15 protein-coding genes are annotated in these 15,627 nt (G+C 66.1%); 12 read left to right on the top strand and 3 right to left on the bottom strand.

What is annotated here, in order from left to right:
- Nucleotides 1-450 precede the first annotated feature (450 nt).
- Nucleotides 451-1,227: an enoyl-CoA hydratase gene (locus G3N94_RS26850; RefSeq protein ID WP_205795565.1), complete on the bottom strand. Its 777-nt coding sequence runs from the start codon at nucleotides 1,225-1,227 to the stop codon at nucleotides 451-453.
- 128 nt (nucleotides 1,228-1,355) lie between these two features.
- On the opposite strand from G3N94_RS26850, the gene paaN reads away from it, so the two are divergent.
- The 5 genes from paaN to paaK all read left to right on the top strand — a co-directional run bounded on the left by paaN (nucleotide 1,356) and on the right by paaK (nucleotide 6,993).
- On the top strand, nucleotides 1,356-3,062 hold the full coding sequence (paaN, locus tag G3N94_RS26845) for a phenylacetic acid degradation protein PaaN (RefSeq protein ID WP_205795564.1): 1,707 nt from the start codon (nucleotides 1,356-1,358) through the stop codon (nucleotides 3,060-3,062).
- 87 nt (nucleotides 3,063-3,149) lie between these two features.
- Nucleotides 3,150-4,352: a 3-oxoadipyl-CoA thiolase gene (gene pcaF / locus G3N94_RS26840; RefSeq protein ID WP_205795563.1), complete on the top strand. Its 1,203-nt coding sequence runs from the start codon at nucleotides 3,150-3,152 to the stop codon at nucleotides 4,350-4,352.
- A gap of 59 nt (nucleotides 4,353-4,411) precedes the next feature.
- Complete coding sequence (gene paaG / locus G3N94_RS26835; RefSeq protein WP_205795562.1) at nucleotides 4,412-5,203, top strand: 2-(1,2-epoxy-1,2-dihydrophenyl)acetyl-CoA isomerase PaaG; 792 nt, start codon at nucleotides 4,412-4,414, stop codon at nucleotides 5,201-5,203.
- 1 nt (nucleotide 5,204) lies between these two features.
- Nucleotides 5,205-5,657 (top strand): hydroxyphenylacetyl-CoA thioesterase PaaI, encoded by a 453-nt coding sequence (paaI, locus tag G3N94_RS26830; protein WP_205795561.1) that lies wholly within the window; start codon nucleotides 5,205-5,207, stop codon nucleotides 5,655-5,657.
- A gap of 37 nt (nucleotides 5,658-5,694) precedes the next feature.
- On the top strand, nucleotides 5,695-6,993 hold the full coding sequence (paaK, locus tag G3N94_RS26825) for a phenylacetate--CoA ligase PaaK (RefSeq protein WP_205795560.1): 1,299 nt from the start codon (nucleotides 5,695-5,697) through the stop codon (nucleotides 6,991-6,993).
- A gap of 294 nt (nucleotides 6,994-7,287) precedes the next feature.
- On the opposite strand, the gene G3N94_RS26820 is transcribed toward paaK, so the two are convergent.
- Both G3N94_RS26820 and apaG read right to left on the bottom strand, forming a co-directional pair.
- The gene (locus tag G3N94_RS26820; RefSeq protein WP_241022089.1) at nucleotides 7,288-8,475 is read right to left on the bottom strand and encodes an MltA domain-containing protein; all 1,188 of its coding nucleotides are present in this window, start codon (nucleotides 8,473-8,475) and stop codon (nucleotides 7,288-7,290) included.
- A gap of 128 nt (nucleotides 8,476-8,603) precedes the next feature.
- Entirely contained in the window at nucleotides 8,604-8,978 is a 375-nt protein-coding gene (gene apaG / locus G3N94_RS26815; protein WP_205795558.1) for a Co2+/Mg2+ efflux protein ApaG, read from the bottom strand.
- Nucleotides 8,979-9,187: 209 nt separating this feature from the next.
- Here apaG and rpe point away from each other — a divergent pair, with 209 nt between their 5' ends.
- The 7 genes from rpe (at nucleotide 9,188) to G3N94_RS26780 (ending at nucleotide 15,626) form a co-directional block, all read left to right on the top strand.
- Complete coding sequence (gene rpe, locus G3N94_RS26810; protein ID WP_205795557.1) at nucleotides 9,188-9,874, top strand: ribulose-phosphate 3-epimerase; 687 nt, start codon at nucleotides 9,188-9,190, stop codon at nucleotides 9,872-9,874.
- A 4-nt stretch (nucleotides 9,875-9,878) separates the two neighbouring features.
- Complete coding sequence (locus tag G3N94_RS26805; protein ID WP_205795556.1) at nucleotides 9,879-10,640, top strand: phosphoglycolate phosphatase; 762 nt, start codon at nucleotides 9,879-9,881, stop codon at nucleotides 10,638-10,640.
- 361 nt (nucleotides 10,641-11,001) lie between these two features.
- Nucleotides 11,002-12,495, top strand: coding sequence for an anthranilate synthase component I (trpE, locus tag G3N94_RS26800; RefSeq protein WP_205795555.1), 1,494 nt, complete (start codon nucleotides 11,002-11,004; stop codon nucleotides 12,493-12,495).
- 13 nt (nucleotides 12,496-12,508) lie between these two features.
- Entirely contained in the window at nucleotides 12,509-13,099 is a 591-nt protein-coding gene (locus tag G3N94_RS26795; protein WP_205795554.1) for an aminodeoxychorismate/anthranilate synthase component II, read from the top strand.
- A 13-nt stretch (nucleotides 13,100-13,112) separates the two neighbouring features.
- The gene (gene trpD / locus G3N94_RS26790) at nucleotides 13,113-14,144 is read left to right on the top strand and encodes an anthranilate phosphoribosyltransferase (RefSeq protein WP_205795553.1); all 1,032 of its coding nucleotides are present in this window, start codon (nucleotides 13,113-13,115) and stop codon (nucleotides 14,142-14,144) included.
- 70 nt (nucleotides 14,145-14,214) lie between these two features.
- Nucleotides 14,215-15,000 carry an indole-3-glycerol phosphate synthase TrpC gene (gene trpC, locus G3N94_RS26785; RefSeq protein ID WP_205795552.1) on the top strand — a complete coding sequence of 262 codons (786 nt, stop codon included), beginning with the start codon at nucleotides 14,215-14,217 and terminating at the stop codon, nucleotides 14,998-15,000.
- On the top strand, nucleotides 15,000-15,626 hold the full coding sequence (locus G3N94_RS26780) for a CYTH domain-containing protein (RefSeq protein WP_205795551.1): 627 nt from the start codon (nucleotides 15,000-15,002) through the stop codon (nucleotides 15,624-15,626). Before trpC ends, G3N94_RS26780 begins: the two co-directional genes overlap by 1 nt.
- Nucleotide 15,627: the final 1 nt, after the last annotated feature.

The following is a 15,627-nucleotide window of genomic DNA, read 5'->3' as shown; positions in this document are numbered from 1 at the left end:
AATTGCTTCATAAACCTGACTTACTTTAGTGTGAGACTCTTGATACTTTTGCTATCCCGATCCGAGGATCGGGCTCGCTGTCATCAAGCGCCCACACTTATCGGCTGTTAATTTTTAAAGAGCGTTTCTGCGAGAAGCTTGGCTTCTCAACAGCGCTGCGTTTTCAGCAGCAGAGAAATGAGATTATGAACGCTGTTTCGCAGTTCGTCAACAACTTTTTACTACCTCGTTGCGACTGCGGGGTTCATCTTCCTTCCCCTTCTCCCGCGCCGCGTTACCGTCAGCGAGAAAGAGGCGTGATTGTAGGCATCTGCCCCGGCATGCGCAACGGGTTTGTGAAAGAAATTTTAAAAGCCGGCGGGCCTGAAGCCAGGCCCCGCCACACAGGCGCTCGGCGACTCTTCATATAGATAGAGACAGGAGTGCCCGGGCCTTGCGTCGCTCGCCGTATCAGCGATGCTTGAACACCGGCTTCCGCTTCTCGACGAACGCCGCCATCCCTTCCTTCTGGTCTTCGGTCGAGAACAGCGAATGGAACAGCCGACGCTCGAAATGCACGCCCTCGGCCAGCGTCGACTCGTATGCGCGGTTCACCGACTCCTTGATCATCATGACCGCCGGCAGCGAGAACTCGGCAATCGTCGCCGCAGCCGCAATGGCTTCGTCGAGCAGCTTGTCCGCCGGCAGCACGCGCGACACGAGCCCCACACGCTCCGCCTCGGCCGCGTCCATGAACCGCGCCGTCAGGCACATGTCCATCGCCTTGGCCTTCGATACCGCGCGCGGCAGGCGCTGCGTGCCACCCGCACCCGGCATGATGCCCAGCTTGATCTCGGGTTGACCGAACTTCGCCGTGTCCGCCGCGAAGATCATGTCGCACATCATCGCCAGCTCGCAGCCGCCGCCCAGCGCGAACCCGGCCACCGCCGCAATGATCGGCTTGCGAATCTGGCGAATGGTCTCCCAGTTTCGCGTGATGTATTCGCCCTTGTAGACATCCATATACGAATACGTCGCCATCATGCCGATGTCCGCGCCGGCCGCGAACGCCTTCTCGCTGCCCGTCACGACGATCGCGCCGATGCCGTCATCCGCATCGAACACCTTGAGAGCGGCGCCCAGTTCGTCCATCAGCGCGTCGTTCAACGCATTCAGCGCCTTCGGCCGGTTCAGCGTAATGAGGCCGACACGACCGCGGGTCTCCACCAGGATGTTCTCGTAAGCCATCTATTTCTCCTCGCTCAATGAAATGAGAAACGCCTCGCACATGCGAATAATTTGATGCTACCATTCTCCGACCAACCGGTCGGTTAATTAATCGATTCGATCCCCTCAACGTCCATCAGGCTGCCGTCATGACCCACCCACTGTTCACGAAGCACGAAGACACGCTGAAGCACGCACTCGCCGCCATCGAGAGCCGCGGCTACTGGAGCCCGTACGTCGAAATGCCGAGCCCCAAAGTGTACGGGGAAAGTGCGAATGCCGACGGCGAAGCCGCGTTCAAATCGCACCTCGACAAGACCTTCGTGCTCGACCAGCCCGCATCGGGCGAGACGGTTGGCGCCGAGCGCTCGCCGTACGGCATCGGGCTTGGCGTGCGGTACCCGAAGTCGACACCCGACGAACTGATCGCCGCTGCAGCGGCAGCCCAGCGGGCGTGGCGCGAAGCCGGCCCGACCGCGTGGATCGGCGTCAGCATGGAAATCCTCGCGCGCCTGAATCGCGCCAGCTTCGAGATTGCGTACAGCGTCATGCACACGACCGGTCAGGCGTTCATGATGGCGTTCCAGGCCGGCGGCCCGCACGCGCAGGACCGCGCGCTCGAAGCGGTTGCGTACGCGTGGGACGAACTTCGCCGCATTCCCGCCGATGCGCATTGGGAAAAGCCGCAGGGCAAGAACCCGCCGCTCGCGATGCACAAGCGCTACACGATCGTCCCGCGCGGCACCGGCCTCGTGCTCGGCTGCTGCACGTTCCCGACCTGGAACGGCTACCCGGGCCTCTTCGCCGATCTGGCGACGGGCAACACGGTCATCGTCAAGCCGCACCCCGGTGCGATCCTGCCGCTCGCGATCACCGTTCGCATTGCACGCGACGTGCTGCTCGAAGCCGGATTCGATCCGAACGTCGTCACGCTCCTCGCGACCGAGCCGAATGACGGCGCCCTCGTGCAGGACCTCGCGCTCCGCCCGGAAATCAAGCTGATCGACTTCACCGGCAGCACGCAGAACGGTACGTGGCTCGAACGGAACGCCCACCAGGCCCAGGTCTATACCGAAAAGGCGGGCGTCAACCAGATCGTGATCGATTCCGCGGACGATCTGAAGGCCGTCGCCAGGAACATCGCGTTTTCGCTGGCGCTGTATTCCGGCCAGATGTGCACGGCGCCGCAGAACATCTACGTACCGCGCAACGGTATCCGGACGGCTGAAGGCCATGTCGGCTTCGACGACGTCGCCCAGGCGATCGCGGTGGCGGTCCAGAAGCTGACCGGCGATCCGGCGCGCTCCGTCGAACTGATCGGCGCGATCCAGAACGATGGCGTGACCGCGCGAATCGACGACGCACGCAAGCTCGGCCGCGTGCTCGCCGACAGCCAGTCGCTGCAACACCCCGCCTTCGCCGACGCTCGCGTGCGCACCCCGCTCGTGCTCCAGCTCGACGTCGCCGATCGCGAAAAATACACGCAGGAGTGGTTCGGCCCGATTTCGTTCGTCATCGCGACCGATTCGACCGCCCAGTCGCTCGATCTCGCCGGCGAAATCGCCGCCGAGCACGGCGCGCTCACGCTGTCCGTCTACAGCACGGACGATGCAGTGATCGACGCGGCGCACGACGCTGCGGTGCGCGGCGGCGTCCCGCTGTCCATCAACCTCACGGGCGGTGTGTTCGTCAACCAGTCCGCCGCGTTCTCGGACTTCCACGGCACGGGCGCCAATCCGGCAGCCAATGCGGCACTGGCCGACCCGGCCTTCGTCGCCAACCGGTTCCGCGTCGTGCAAAGCCGTGTGCATGTTGCCCCGAAAGCCGCCCCCGCGGAAGCTGGCCAAACGGCATAACCCGTACGGCCGACGTGCAAACGCGCCACCGTCCTCTACCATGAACGAATCCGCCACCCGGCGGGTTCGTTTTTCACCAATACGCCCATGACTGACGCCTACATCTGCGATGCGATTCGCACTCCCATCGGCCGCTACGGCGGCGCCTTGAAAGACGTTCGAGCCGACGATCTCGGCGCGGTGCCGATCAACGCGCTGGTCGAGCGCAACCGCGACGTCGACTGGTCCGCGGTCGACGACGTGCTGTACGGTTGCGCGAACCAGGCCGGCGAAGACAACCGCAACGTCGCACGCATGTCCGCGCTGCTGGCCGACCTGCCGACCAGCGTGCCGGGCACGACGCTCAACCGCCTGTGCGGCTCGGGGATGGATGCGGTCGGTTCCGCCGCGCGCGCAATCAAGTCCGGCGAGGCACGACTGATGATCGCGGGCGGCGTCGAGAGCATGACGCGCGCGCCGTTCGTGATGGGCAAGTCGGCGAGCGCATTCGCACGGCAAGCCGACATCTTCGACACGACGATCGGCTGGCGTTTCATCAATCCGCTGATGAAGCAGCAGCACGGCGTCGATTCGATGCCGGAAACGGCAGAAAACGTCGCGACCGACTACGGCATCAGCCGCGCCGACCAGGACCAGTTCGCGCTGCGCAGCCAGCAGAAGGCCGCGCGTGCGCAGCAGGACGGCACGCTCGCGCAGGAAATCGTGCCCGTGACGATTCCGCAGAAGAAAGGCGACGCGCTCGTCGTCGCACGCGACGAGCATCCGCGCGAGACGTCGCTCGAGGCGCTCGCGAAGCTCAAGGGCGTCGTGCGGCCCGACGGCACGGTAACGGCCGGCAATGCGTCGGGGGTCAACGACGGCGCATGCGCGCTCCTGCTCGCCAACGCGGAAGCGGCCGACCAGTACGGCCTGCGCCGCCGCGCACGTGTCATCGGCATGGCGACCGCTGGCGTCGAACCTCGGGTGATGGGCATCGGCCCGGCCCCCGCCGCACAGAAACTGCTGCGGCAACTCGGCATGACGATCGATCAGTTCGACGTGATCGAGCTGAACGAGGCATTCGCATCGCAAGGGCTCGCGGTACTGCGGATGCTCGGCGTCGCCGACGACGATCCGCGCGTGAACCCGAACGGCGGCGCGATTGCGCTCGGTCATCCGCTGGGCGCGTCCGGCGCACGTCTCGTCACCACGGCGCTTTATCAGCTCGAACGCACCGGTGGGCGCTTCGCGCTCTGTACGATGTGCATCGGCGTGGGCCAAGGCATCGCCCTCGCGATTGAACGGGTGTAAGGGTGTAACCGACGCAAATGCGTGCCCCGTCTATAACGGAGTCATGAAGGAGACACTGCATGTCATATCAGGCAATTCAGCTGGATATCGATCAAGCCGCCCGCGTGGCCACGATCACCCTCAATCGGCCGGACAAGCTGAACAGCTTTACGCGGTCGATGCACCGCGAGCTGCAATCGGCACTTGATGAAATCGAAGGCAGCGGCGTGCGCGCGCTGATCCTGACGGGCGCGGGGCGCGGCTTCTGCGCGGGGCAGGACCTCGCCGACCTCGACTTCACGCCCGGCGCGTCGACCGATCTCGGTACGCTGATCGACGAGCACTTCAATCCGCTGATCCGGCGCCTGCAGCGCCTGCCGATGCCCGTGATCGCCGCCGTCAACGGCACGGCCGCCGGCGCCGGCGCCAACCTCGCGCTCGCATGCGACCTCGTGCTGGCTGCGCGCTCGAGCAGTTTCATCCAGGCCTTCGTGAAGATCGGGCTCGTACCGGATTCCGGCGGCACCTGGTTCCTGCCGCAGCGCGTCGGCATGGCTCGCGCGCTCGGCCTCGCGCTGACCGGCGACAAGCTGGGCGCCGAGCAGGCCGAGCAGTGGGGCCTGATCTGGCGCGCGGTCGACGACGACGCGCTCGCCGCGAACGCCCGGCAACTCGCGGCCCAGCTCGCGCAGCAGCCGACCCTGGCCATCGCCGCAATCAAGCAGGCGATGCGCGAAAGCATCACGCAGACACTAGATCAGCAGCTGGATCTGGAACGCGACCTGCAGCGCAAGCTCGGCCAGTCGCACGATTATTCGGAAGGCGTTCAGGCGTTCATCGAGAAACGCGCGCCGCGCTTCGAGGGCTGCTGACATGAGCCAGCCCATCGAAGCACGCACCCCCGAAGCACTCGCACAGGCGACAGCGCAGGCCATGTACGACGCGGACGCGTGCAGCCGCGCGCTCGGCATGGAACTCGAGGAGGTGCGCCCCGGCTACGCGCGCCTGCGCATGCCGGTGCGCCCGGATTTCCTGAACGGCCATCAGATCTGTCACGGCGGGCTCATCTTCACGCTCGCCGACTCGACGTTCGCATTCGCGTGCAATTCGTACAACCTCAGCACCGTCGCGGCCGGCTGCTCGATCGAATACCTGCGTCCGGTGCAAGGCGGCGACGTTCTGACCGCCGAGGCCATCGAGCAGACGCGCAATGGCCGGTACGGCATCTACGACATCCGCGTCACGAATCAGGATGGCGAAACGGTTGCGATGTTCCGCGGAAAATCCGCCCAGATAAAGGGCACGGTGATCCCGGAAGACCGCTGACGCCACGGCCCGCACATAACAAATACTGGAGACACAGATGACAACCCCGCTTCCGCTCGAGCCGATCGAGACCGCGCCCCGTGACGAGCTGATCGCGCTGCAGCTCGAACGTCTCAAGTGGTCGCTCCGGCATGCGTACCTGCATTCCCCGGTCTATCGCCGCAAGTTCGACGAAGCGGGCGTGCATCCGGACGACCTGAAGTCGCTCGCCGACCTGTCCCGCTTCCCGTTCACGACCAAGAACGACCTGCGCGACAGCTATCCGTTCGGCATGTTCGCCGTGCCGCAGGACCAGATTTCCCGCATCCATGCGTCATCGGGCACGACCGGCAAGCCGACGGTCGTCGGCTACACCGCGCGCGACATCGACACGTGGTCCAATCTGGTCGCCCGCTCGATTCGCGCCGCCGGCGCGCGTTCGGGCGACAAGGTTCACATCAGCTACGGCTACGGGCTGTTCACCGGCGGACTCGGCGCACACTACGGCGCGGAGCGCGCGGGGCTGACCGTGATCCCGTTCGGCGGCGGGCAGACCGAAAAGCAGGTGCAACTGATCCAGGATTTCCGTCCGGACATCATCATGGTGACTCCCAGCTACATGCTGTCGATCGCCGATGAATTCGAGCGGCAGGGCCTCGATCCCGCGCAAAGCTCGTTGCGCATCGGCATCTTCGGCGCGGAGCCGTGGACCAACGACATGCGGGTGGCGATCGAGCGCCGCATGGGCATCGACGCGGTCGACATCTATGGGCTGTCCGAAGTGATGGGCCCGGGCGTTGCGTCCGAATGCGTGGAGACGAAGGACGGCCCGACGATCTGGGAAGACCATTTCTACCCGGAGATCATCGATCCGGAAACCGGCGAGGTGCTGCCCGACGGCGAGCTCGGCGAACTCGTGTTCACGTCGCTGACGAAGGAAGCGCTGCCGATCATCCGCTACCGGACGCGCGACCTGACGCGCCTGCTGCCCGGCACCGCCCGCACGATGCGCCGGATGGAGAAGATCACCGGCCGCTCGGACGACATGATGATCGTGCGCGGCGTGAACGTGTTCCCGACGCAGATCGAGGAACAGCTGCTCAAGCAGCGCGCGCTCGCGCCGCACTACCAGATCGTGCTGACGAAGGAAGGCCCGCTCGACGTGCTGACGCTGAACGTCGAACCCTGCCCGGAGACCGCGCCGGATACGGCGACGATCGACGCAGCAAAGCGTGCGCTCGCGCACGACATCAAGGCGCTGATCGGCGTGACGGCCGTGATCAACGTGCTTCCGGTCAACGGCATCGAACGTTCGGTCGGCAAGGCGCGACGGGTCGTCGACAAGCGCAAGGGCTGACGGCGACCCATCCGGCAGCCGAGCGCCCGCGCAGCCGCGTGCCAGCACACCCGCGCAGTCGCGCACCCGCGATACGCATCGCAAAAGAAAACAGCCCGATCAGCAACAAGCGCTGATCGGGCTGCATCATTTGTGCTGCTGCAATCCCGTTGCCCGGTTCGAACCGACGGGGTCGCGCTGCATCGGAGTGACGAAGGCCCGCCCCGCTGGCAAACCCGTCACATCGACCGAAGCCAGGCGCCGTGCATCACGTCAACTGCACGCAAACGCACGCAGACACCACACGCGTTCGCGTCACGAATTCGGAAACAGCAGCCACATCCGGCCGATCTGCTTCATCCGCCCGGCCTGATCGCCGGCGTCGTCCCCAAGCCCCCAGAAATAGTCGGCGCGCACGCCGCCCTTGATCGCGGTACCCGTATCCTGCGCGAACACGAGGCGGTTCATCGGCGTGTTGCTCAACGGACGCGTCGTCTGCAGGAATACCGGCGTGCCGAGCGGAATCGACGACGGATCGACCGCGATCGAACGCTCGGGGGTAAGCGGCACGCCGAGCGCGCCGAGCGGACCGTCCGAGCCGCCGTGCGGCACGTCTTCCTTCGACGGCATCTCGCGGAAGAACACAAAACGCGGGTTCGTATCGAGCAGCGCATCGACGCGGGCCGGATTCGCCTTCGCCCATGCCTTGATGCCCTGCATCGTTGCCTGCGCGGGCGTCAGCTCGCCGCGATCGAGCAGCCACTTGCCGATCGAGCGGTACGGCTGGTTGTTGGTGCCGCCGTAGCCGACGCGCATCACCGAGCCGTCGTCGAGCAACACCCGACCGGAACCCTGCACCTGCAGGAAGAACGCCTCGATCGGATCGTCGACCCACACGAGCTCGTTGCCGTTCAGGATCCCTGCGCGCTCGAGCTGCGCCCGCGCCGGCAGCGCGGCGCCCGCGCGATAGCCGGCCGGCCAGCGGTAGAGCGGGGTCTGATACGGCCCGCGCCGTACGCGCGAGCCGTGCAGCAGCGGCTCGTAGTAGCCGGTGACGAGCCCGTCGAGCGTGCCGTCGCTGTTCGCGAACTGGAACGGCGTGAAATACGCTTCGAAGAACGCACGTGCACTGCTGACGTCGAGTTCGTCGAGCCGTTCCGCAGCCGCGCACGCACGCCGCCACGCGGGCTGGCGCGCGAGCCGCGTGCAGTTTTGCCGCAGTGCAGCCGTCGCGCCGATCAGCGAATCGTCCTGCCAGCCCGGCACCTGCTGCCACGCAACCGGCGTCAGCCGCGTGGCGGCGACCTGGCCCGGCACGATCGCGGCGCCCGTCGGCGGGTTCATGGAAGACGTCCGCGTCGGCGTGCCGCCGCATGCCGCGAGCAGCGCCGCTGCCGCGACTGCCGCCGCCCAGCCGGCCACCCGGGGCCCAAACCACATACAATGTTCGTTCTTGATGGAAACCGCCATGTCAGATCTTCTCGACCAATATCCGATGCTCATCTTCGCGCTGGAAGCTTTCCTGGCGCTCGCCCTGCTGATCTTCATCGTCGCGTGGACAGCCTCGGGCAGAAAGAAGCACGCCCGCAACAACGACCGTCAGCCACGCTGATCCCGCCGCATCCGCACGCTCAATGGAGCGTACGCGGCATGTGCAGCGCAAATTCGTCGATCGGCGCGTCGAAGCGCTCGCCGTCTTCCGCTACGCAGAAGTACGCGCCGCGCATCGTGCCGACCGGCGTAGCGATCACCGCCCAGCTCGTGTATTCGAACTGTTCGCCCGGCTGCAGCAGCGGCTGATGGCCGACGACGCCGAGCCCCTTCACTTCCTGCACGTGGCTCTCGCTGTCCGTGATGATCCAGTGGCGGGCGATCAGCTGTGCCGCGACCTGCCCCGTGTTTTGAATCGTCAGCGTGTACGCGAATGCGTATTGACGTTGCTCAGGGTCGGATTGTTCCGGCAAGTAACTGGTTTTCACCGAAACGGTGAACTGATACTGACTCATGGTGATTCCGCTGGGGTGGTGACCGGCCCGCGCCTGGTTCGTGCGACGCAGGGCCGCAGACGCGCCGCTTTGGTTCGGCATTCTGCTTCATGCGGCCCCTACCCGCAACCGCACGCACCCGCACGCACCCGCGCACCCGCGCACCCGCGCACCCGGCCGCACGGCGGTAGAATGGCGCTTTTGCGCCGCAGCGTCCCCGCTCCTCCGTCATGACTCAATTCCGCATCGCTCCCAGCATCCTGTCGGCCGACTTCGCCCGGCTCGGCGAAGAAGTCCGCAACGTGGTCGCCGCCGGCGCCGACTGGATCCATTTCGACGTGATGGACAACCATTACGTCCCGAACCTGACGATCGGCCCGCTCGTGTGCGAAGCGATCCGTCCGCACGTGCAGGTGCCGATCGACGTGCACCTGATGGTGCGCCCGGTCGACCGGATCGTGCCCGATTTCGCAAAAGCGGGCGCGAACCTGATCAGCTTCCACCCGGAAGGCTCCGATCACATCGACCGCACGCTGTCGCTGATCCGCGATCACGGCTGCAAGGCCGGCCTCGTGTTCAACCCGGCGACGCCGCTGAACTATCTCGACTACGTGATGGACCGTCTCGACTTCATCCTGCTGATGTCGGTCAACCCGGGCTTCGGCGGCCAGTCGTTCATTCCGGAAACGCTGAACAAGCTGCGCGAGACGCGCGCGCGCATCGACGCGTACACCGAGCGCACCGGCCGCGAGATCCTGCTCGAAGTGGATGGCGGCGTGAAGACCGACAACATCGCGGAAATCGCGGCAGCCGGCGCCGATACGTTCGTCGCGGGTTCGGCAATCTTCGGCAAGCCCGATTACCGCAAGGTGATCGACGAGATGCGCAGCCAACTCGCGACGGTCAAGCGGAGCTGACGCCGTGACCGAACCGCAACTGGCCGGACACGAATCGGCCGCGCCTACGCCGGCCGCACCGATCCGCTTCGCCGCGCCGCGCATCGACGCGGCGCTGATCGATCTTGACGGCACGATGGTCGATACCGCCGACGATTTCACCGCCGGCCTGAACGGCATGCTCGCGCAGCTCGACGCGCCGGCGACGTCGCGTGACGAGGTGATCGGGTATGTCGGCAAGGGCTCCGAGCACCTTATCCAGAGCGTGCTGAAGCCGCGCTTCACGGCGGACGAAGCGCAAGCGCGCTTCGACGACGCGCTCGCGATCTACCAGGCCGAATACGCGAAGATCAACGGCCGCCACACGCGCCTCTACCCGGACGTCGCGGCGGGCCTCGACGCGCTGCGCGACGCGGGCGTGAAGCTCGCATGCGTGACCAACAAGCCGCACCGCTTCGCGGTCGAGCTGCTGCAGCAGTACGACCTCGCCGCACATTTCGCGATCGTGCTCGGCGGCGACAGCGTCGCGCGCAAGAAGCCCGATCCCCTGCCGATGCTGACCGCGTGCGACGCGCTCGGCGTCGCGCCGGATGTGGCGGTCGCGATCGGCGATTCGGAGAACGACGCGCTCGCGGGCCGCGCAGCGGGCATGGCGACGCTGACGGTGCCGTACGGCTACAACCATGGCAAGGCTATACAAACGATAAATTCGGATGGTATAGTCGGCTCGCTGCTGGTCGCAGCGCGCGCGATCACCGCGCACAACGCCGGCCAGCCAACTGTCTGATCTAATTCTTCCATCCGCATGTTTCTGAACAAAAAACGGAGTCTGAGCAGCATCGACCGGGGAGCCTGGCCCTGGCGTCGCTGGTCGCGCTAACCTCTTCGATGAGGTACGCTGAAGCACGTCTTCAGCGCCGTTTTTTGTCTCGCTGCGCATCCGCGCGCCGATCGCCGCACCACCTCGAGTCCTACCGTGCCCGAACGCCTGCGTTCAGGGACGGTCGCAGGCTGGCGACGTTCGCGCGCCGAAACGCGCCCGCCGGCACCAGGCACACCACGATCGACCGCCATTCCGCCGACAGCGCCCGCGCAGCACCCCGTGATCCCCGGCGCATTCCGCCGCTCGTCCAGAACAGGACCGGAACATGACTGAACTCGAATTCCAATCGCTCGCGAACGAAGGCTACAACCGCATTCCGCTGATCGCGGAAGCCCTCGCCGATCTCGAAACGCCGCTGTCCCTCTACCTGAAACTGGCGCAGCCGGAACGCAGCGGCGCCAACTCGTTCCTGCTCGAATCGGTGGTCGGCGGCGAACGCTTCGGCCGCTATTCGTTCATCGGCCTGCCGGCGCGCACGCTCGTGCGCACCCGCAACGGCGTGTCCGAAGTGGTGCGCGACGGCCAGGTCGTCGAGACGCACGACGGCGATCCGTTCGAGTTCATCGCCGCGTTCCAGGCGCGCTTCAAGGTCGCGCAGCGCCCCGGCCTGCCGCGTTTTTGCGGCGGCCTCGCCGGCTACTTCGGCTACGACGCGGTGCGCTACATCGAGAAGAAGCTCGCGCACACCGCGCCGCGCGACGATCTCGGCCTGCCCGATATCCAGCTGCTGCTGACCGAGGACGTCGCGGTGATCGACAACCTCGCCGGCAAGCTGTACCTGATTACGTACGCCGATCCGGGTCTGCCCGAGGCATACACGAAGGCGAAGCAGCGGCTGCGCGAGCTGAAGCAGCGGCTGCGCGCGACCGTGCAGCCGCCCGTCACGTCGGCGAGCGTGCGCACCGAGACGTTCCGCGAGTTCAAGAAGGAAGACTATCTGGCGGCCGTGCGCCAGGCGAAGGAATACATCGCGGCCGGCGAGCTGATGCAGATCCAGGTCGGCCAGCGGCTGACGAAACCGTACCGCGACAATCCGCTGTCGCTGTATCGCGCGCTGCGCTCGCTGAATCCGTCGCCGTACATGTACTACTACAACTTCGGTGATTTCCACGTGGTCGGCGCGTCGCCGGAAATCCTCGTGCGCCAGGAGAAGCGCGGCGACGACCAGATCGTCACAATCCGCCCGCTCGCCGGCACGCGTCCGCGCGGCAACACGCCCGAGCGCGACGCGGAACTCGCGACCGAACTGCTCAACGATCCGAAGGAGATCGCCGAGCACGTGATGCTGATCGACCTCGCGCGCAACGACGTGGGCCGCATCGCGGAGATCGGCTCGGTCCAGGTGACCGACAAGATGGTGATCGAAAAGTACTCGCACGTGCAGCACATCGTCAGCTCGGTCGAAGGCAAGCTGAAGCCCGGCATGACGAACTACGACGTGCTGCGCGCGACGTTCCCGGCCGGCACGCTGTCGGGCGCGCCGAAGGTGCGCGCGATGGAGCTGATCGACGAGCTCGAGCCGGTCAAGCGCGGGCTGTACGGCGGCGCCGTCGGCTACCTGTCGTTCTCGGGCGACATGGATCTCGCGATCGCGATCCGCACGGGCCTGATCCACAACGGCAACCTGTATGTGCAAGCGGCGGCCGGCGTCGTCGCGGATTCGGTACCCGAATCCGAATGGCAAGAGACCGAGAACAAGGCGCGCGCGGTGCTGCGTGCGGCCGAACAGGTCCAAGACGGCCTCGACAGCGACTTCTGACCGGAGACTGACCATGCTGCTCATGATCGACAACTACGATTCGTTCACCTACAACCTGGTCCAGTACTTCGGCGAACTGGGCGAGGACGTGCGCACGTATCGCAACGACGAAATCACGCTCGACGAGATCGCGCGACTGAATCCCGACACGATCTGCCTGTCGCCCGGCCCGAGCAACCCGCAGCACGCGGGGATCACGCTCGACGTGCTGCGCGAATTCGCGGGCAAGAAGCCGATCCTCGGCGTGTGCCTCGGCCACCAGGCGATCGGCGAAGCGTTCGGCGGCCGCGTCGTGCGCGCGAAGACCATCATGCACGGCAAGGTGAGCCGCATCGAAACGGACTGCCGCGGCGTGTTCACCGACCTGCCGAAGCACTTCGACGTCACGCGCTACCACTCGCTCGCGATCGAGCGCGAATCGCTGCCGGACTGCCTAGAGATTTCTGCATGGACCGACGACGGCGAGATCATGGGCGTGCGCCACAAGACGCTGCCGATCGAAGGCGTGCAGTTCCATCCGGAATCGATCCTGTCCGAGCATGGCCACGCACTGCTCGAGAACTTCCTCAAAGAAGCCCGCGCCGCGGTCGCGCACACCGCCTGACCGGAGCCGCACGATGACGATCACCCCCCAGGAAGCGCTGCAGCGCACGATCGAGCACCGCGAGATCTTCCACGACGAGATGCTGCACCTGATGCGGCTCATCATGCGCGGCGACATGTCGCCGGTGATGGCCGCCGCGATCATCACCGGCCTGCGCGTGAAGAAGGAAACGATCGGTGAAATCACTGCCGCCGCGACCGTGATGCGCGAATTCGCGAATCACGTCGAGGTGCCGGACAATTCGAACTTCGTCGACATCGTCGGCACCGGCGGCGACGGCTCGCATACGTTCAACATCTCGACCGCGACGATGTTCGTCACCGCCGCGGCCGGCGCGAAGGTCGCGAAGCACGGCAACCGCGGCGTGTCGAGCAAGTCCGGCAGCGCCGACGTGCTCGAGGCGCTCGGCGTCAACATCGACCTGCAGCCGGATCAGGTGGCCGCGTCGATCGCGGAGACCGGGATGGGCTTCATGTTCGCGCCGAACCACCATCCGGCGATGAAGAACATCGCGGCCGTGCGCCGCGAGCTCGGCGTGCGGACGATCTTCAACATCCTCGGCCCGCTGACCAATCCGGCCGGCGCGCCGAACCAGCTGATGGGCGTGTTCCACCCGGACCTCGTCGGCATCCAGGTGCGCGTGATGCAACGTCTCGGCGCGCAGCACGTGCTCGTCGTGTACGGCAAGGACGGGATGGACGAGGTGTCGCTCGGCGCTGCAACGCTCGTCGGCGAGCTGCGCGACGGCCAGGTGCACGAATACGAGATCCATCCGGAGGATTTCGGCCTGCAGATGGTGTCGAACCGCACGCTGAAGGTGGAGAATGCCGAAGAATCGCGCGCGATGCTGCTCGGCGCGCTCGACAACCAGCCGGGCGTCGCGCGCGAGATCGTCACGCTGAACGCGGGCACCGCGCTGTATGCGGCGAACGTCGCCGCGTCGATTGCCGACGGTATCCAGCTCGCCCGCGAAGCGATCGCGAGCGGCAACGCACGCGCGAAGGTCGACGAACTGGTGCGCTTCACGCAGCAGTTCAAGCGCTGATCCGCCCTTTCGAATCCGACGCATTTCGAACCCGCCCGCCTTTCGAACCCGAATTAAGCACGAGCCCCCCATGAGCGACATTCTCGAACGAATCATTGCCGTCAAGCGCGAAGAAGTCGCGGCGGCCATGCGCAGCACACCGCTCGAAGCGCTGAAGCTGGACGCGTCCGCGCGCGACCTGCGCGACTTCGTCGGCGCGCTGCGCGCGAAGCACACGGCCGGCCACGCGGCCGTGATCGCCGAAATCAAGAAGGCCAGCCCGTCGAAGGGCGTGCTGCGCGAGCACTTCGTGCCGGCCGACATCGCCCGCTCGTACGCGTCGCACGGCGCCGCGTGCCTGTCGGTGCTGACCGACGAACAGTTCTTCCAGGGCGGTGTCCGCTATCTGGAGGAAGCGCGCGCGGCCTGCACGCTGCCGGTGCTGCGCAAGGACTTCATCGTCGACGCGTACCAGATCCTCGAAGCGCGCGCGATGGGCGCCGACGCGATCCTGCTGATCGCCGCCGCGCTCGACACGCCGCTGATGCAGGACCTCGAGGCGTATGCGCATTCGCTCGGGCTCGCGGTGCTGGTCGAGGTGCACGACCGCGACGAGATGGAGCAGGCGCTCACGCTGAAGACGCCGCTCGTCGGCATCAACAACCGCAACCTGCGCACGTTCGAGACATCGATCCAGACGACGCTCGACATGCTCGACATGGTTCCGTCGGACCGCATCGTCGTGACCGAGTCGGGCATCCTGTCGCGCACCGACGTCGACACGATGCGCGCGGCGAACGTGAATACGTTCCTCGTCGGCGAAGCGTTCATGCGCGCCGAGCAGCCGGGCGTCGAACTCGCACGGATGTTCTTCTGATGGCGATCGAGAAGGAAATCAAGCTCGCGCTGCCGGCCGGCGACGCCGACGCCGCGCGGCGATTCTTCGCGACGCTGACAGGCGAAGCGGGCCGCGAGATCGCGCTCGCAAACGTCTACTACGACACACCGGATCTCGCGCTCGCCCGCTCGAAGAGCGCAGTGCGCGTACGCCGCGCGCCGCAGGGCTGGCTGCAGACGTTCAAGACGGTCGGCACCGCGGTTGGCGGACTGCATCAGCGCCACGAATGGGAACTGCCGGTGGCCGGCGACGCGCTCGAGATCGACGCGCTCGTCGCCGCATGCGACGTGCCGGGCGCAAGCGCCGCGTTGCGCGACGCGGCGCCCACGCTGCACGCGCTGTTCCGCACCGATTTCTCGCGCACGCTGTGGCGCATCGCGCTCGGCGGTGCGACCATCGAAGCCGCGGTGGATCTCGGCGAGATCATCGTCGAGACCAACGATGCGACGCGCCGTGAACCGATCAGCGAAATCGAACTCGAACTGCTCGACGGCCCGGAAGCGGCGCTCGCGACGCTCGCCGCCGAACTGCAGCAGGCGCTGCCCGGCCTCACTCCCGAAAACATCAGCAAGGCGCAGCGCGGCTACCGGCTGCGCGCGCAATAAT

Origin of the sequence: Burkholderia sp. Ac-20353, assembly GCF_017104785.1 — a bacterium.
GTDB lineage: Bacteria > Pseudomonadota > Gammaproteobacteria > Burkholderiales > Burkholderiaceae > Burkholderia.
Note: the sequence above shows the minus strand (reverse complement) of the source record. Positions and strands in the feature narration are given on the sequence as shown.

Excerpts from the sequence above, each read along its gene's own strand:
- rpe (WP_205795557.1), top strand. The coding sequence starts at position 9,188 with ATGACTCAATTCCGCATCGCTCCCAGCATCCTGTCGGCCGACTTCGCC.
- paaG (WP_205795562.1), top strand. The coding sequence starts at position 4,412 with ATGTCATATCAGGCAATTCAGCTGGATATCGATCAAGCCGCCCGCGTG.
- G3N94_RS26820 (WP_241022089.1), bottom strand. The coding sequence starts at position 8,475 with ATGAGCATCGGATATTGGTCGAGAAGATCTGACATGGCGGTTTCCATC.
- G3N94_RS26795 (WP_205795554.1), top strand. The coding sequence starts at position 12,509 with ATGCTGCTCATGATCGACAACTACGATTCGTTCACCTACAACCTGGTC.
- trpC (WP_205795552.1), top strand. The coding sequence starts at position 14,215 with ATGAGCGACATTCTCGAACGAATCATTGCCGTCAAGCGCGAAGAAGTC.
- paaN (WP_205795564.1), top strand. The coding sequence starts at position 1,356 with ATGACCCACCCACTGTTCACGAAGCACGAAGACACGCTGAAGCACGCA.
- paaK (WP_205795560.1), top strand. The coding sequence starts at position 5,695 with ATGACAACCCCGCTTCCGCTCGAGCCGATCGAGACCGCGCCCCGTGAC.
- pcaF (WP_205795563.1), top strand. The coding sequence starts at position 3,150 with ATGACTGACGCCTACATCTGCGATGCGATTCGCACTCCCATCGGCCGC.
- trpD (WP_205795553.1), top strand. The coding sequence starts at position 13,113 with ATGACGATCACCCCCCAGGAAGCGCTGCAGCGCACGATCGAGCACCGC.
- G3N94_RS26780 (WP_205795551.1), top strand. The coding sequence starts at position 15,000 with ATGGCGATCGAGAAGGAAATCAAGCTCGCGCTGCCGGCCGGCGACGCC.
- paaI (WP_205795561.1), top strand. The coding sequence starts at position 5,205 with ATGAGCCAGCCCATCGAAGCACGCACCCCCGAAGCACTCGCACAGGCG.
- G3N94_RS26850 (WP_205795565.1), bottom strand. The coding sequence starts at position 1,227 with ATGGCTTACGAGAACATCCTGGTGGAGACCCGCGGTCGTGTCGGCCTC.
- apaG (WP_205795558.1), bottom strand. The coding sequence starts at position 8,978 with ATGAGTCAGTATCAGTTCACCGTTTCGGTGAAAACCAGTTACTTGCCG.
- trpE (WP_205795555.1), top strand. The coding sequence starts at position 11,002 with ATGACTGAACTCGAATTCCAATCGCTCGCGAACGAAGGCTACAACCGC.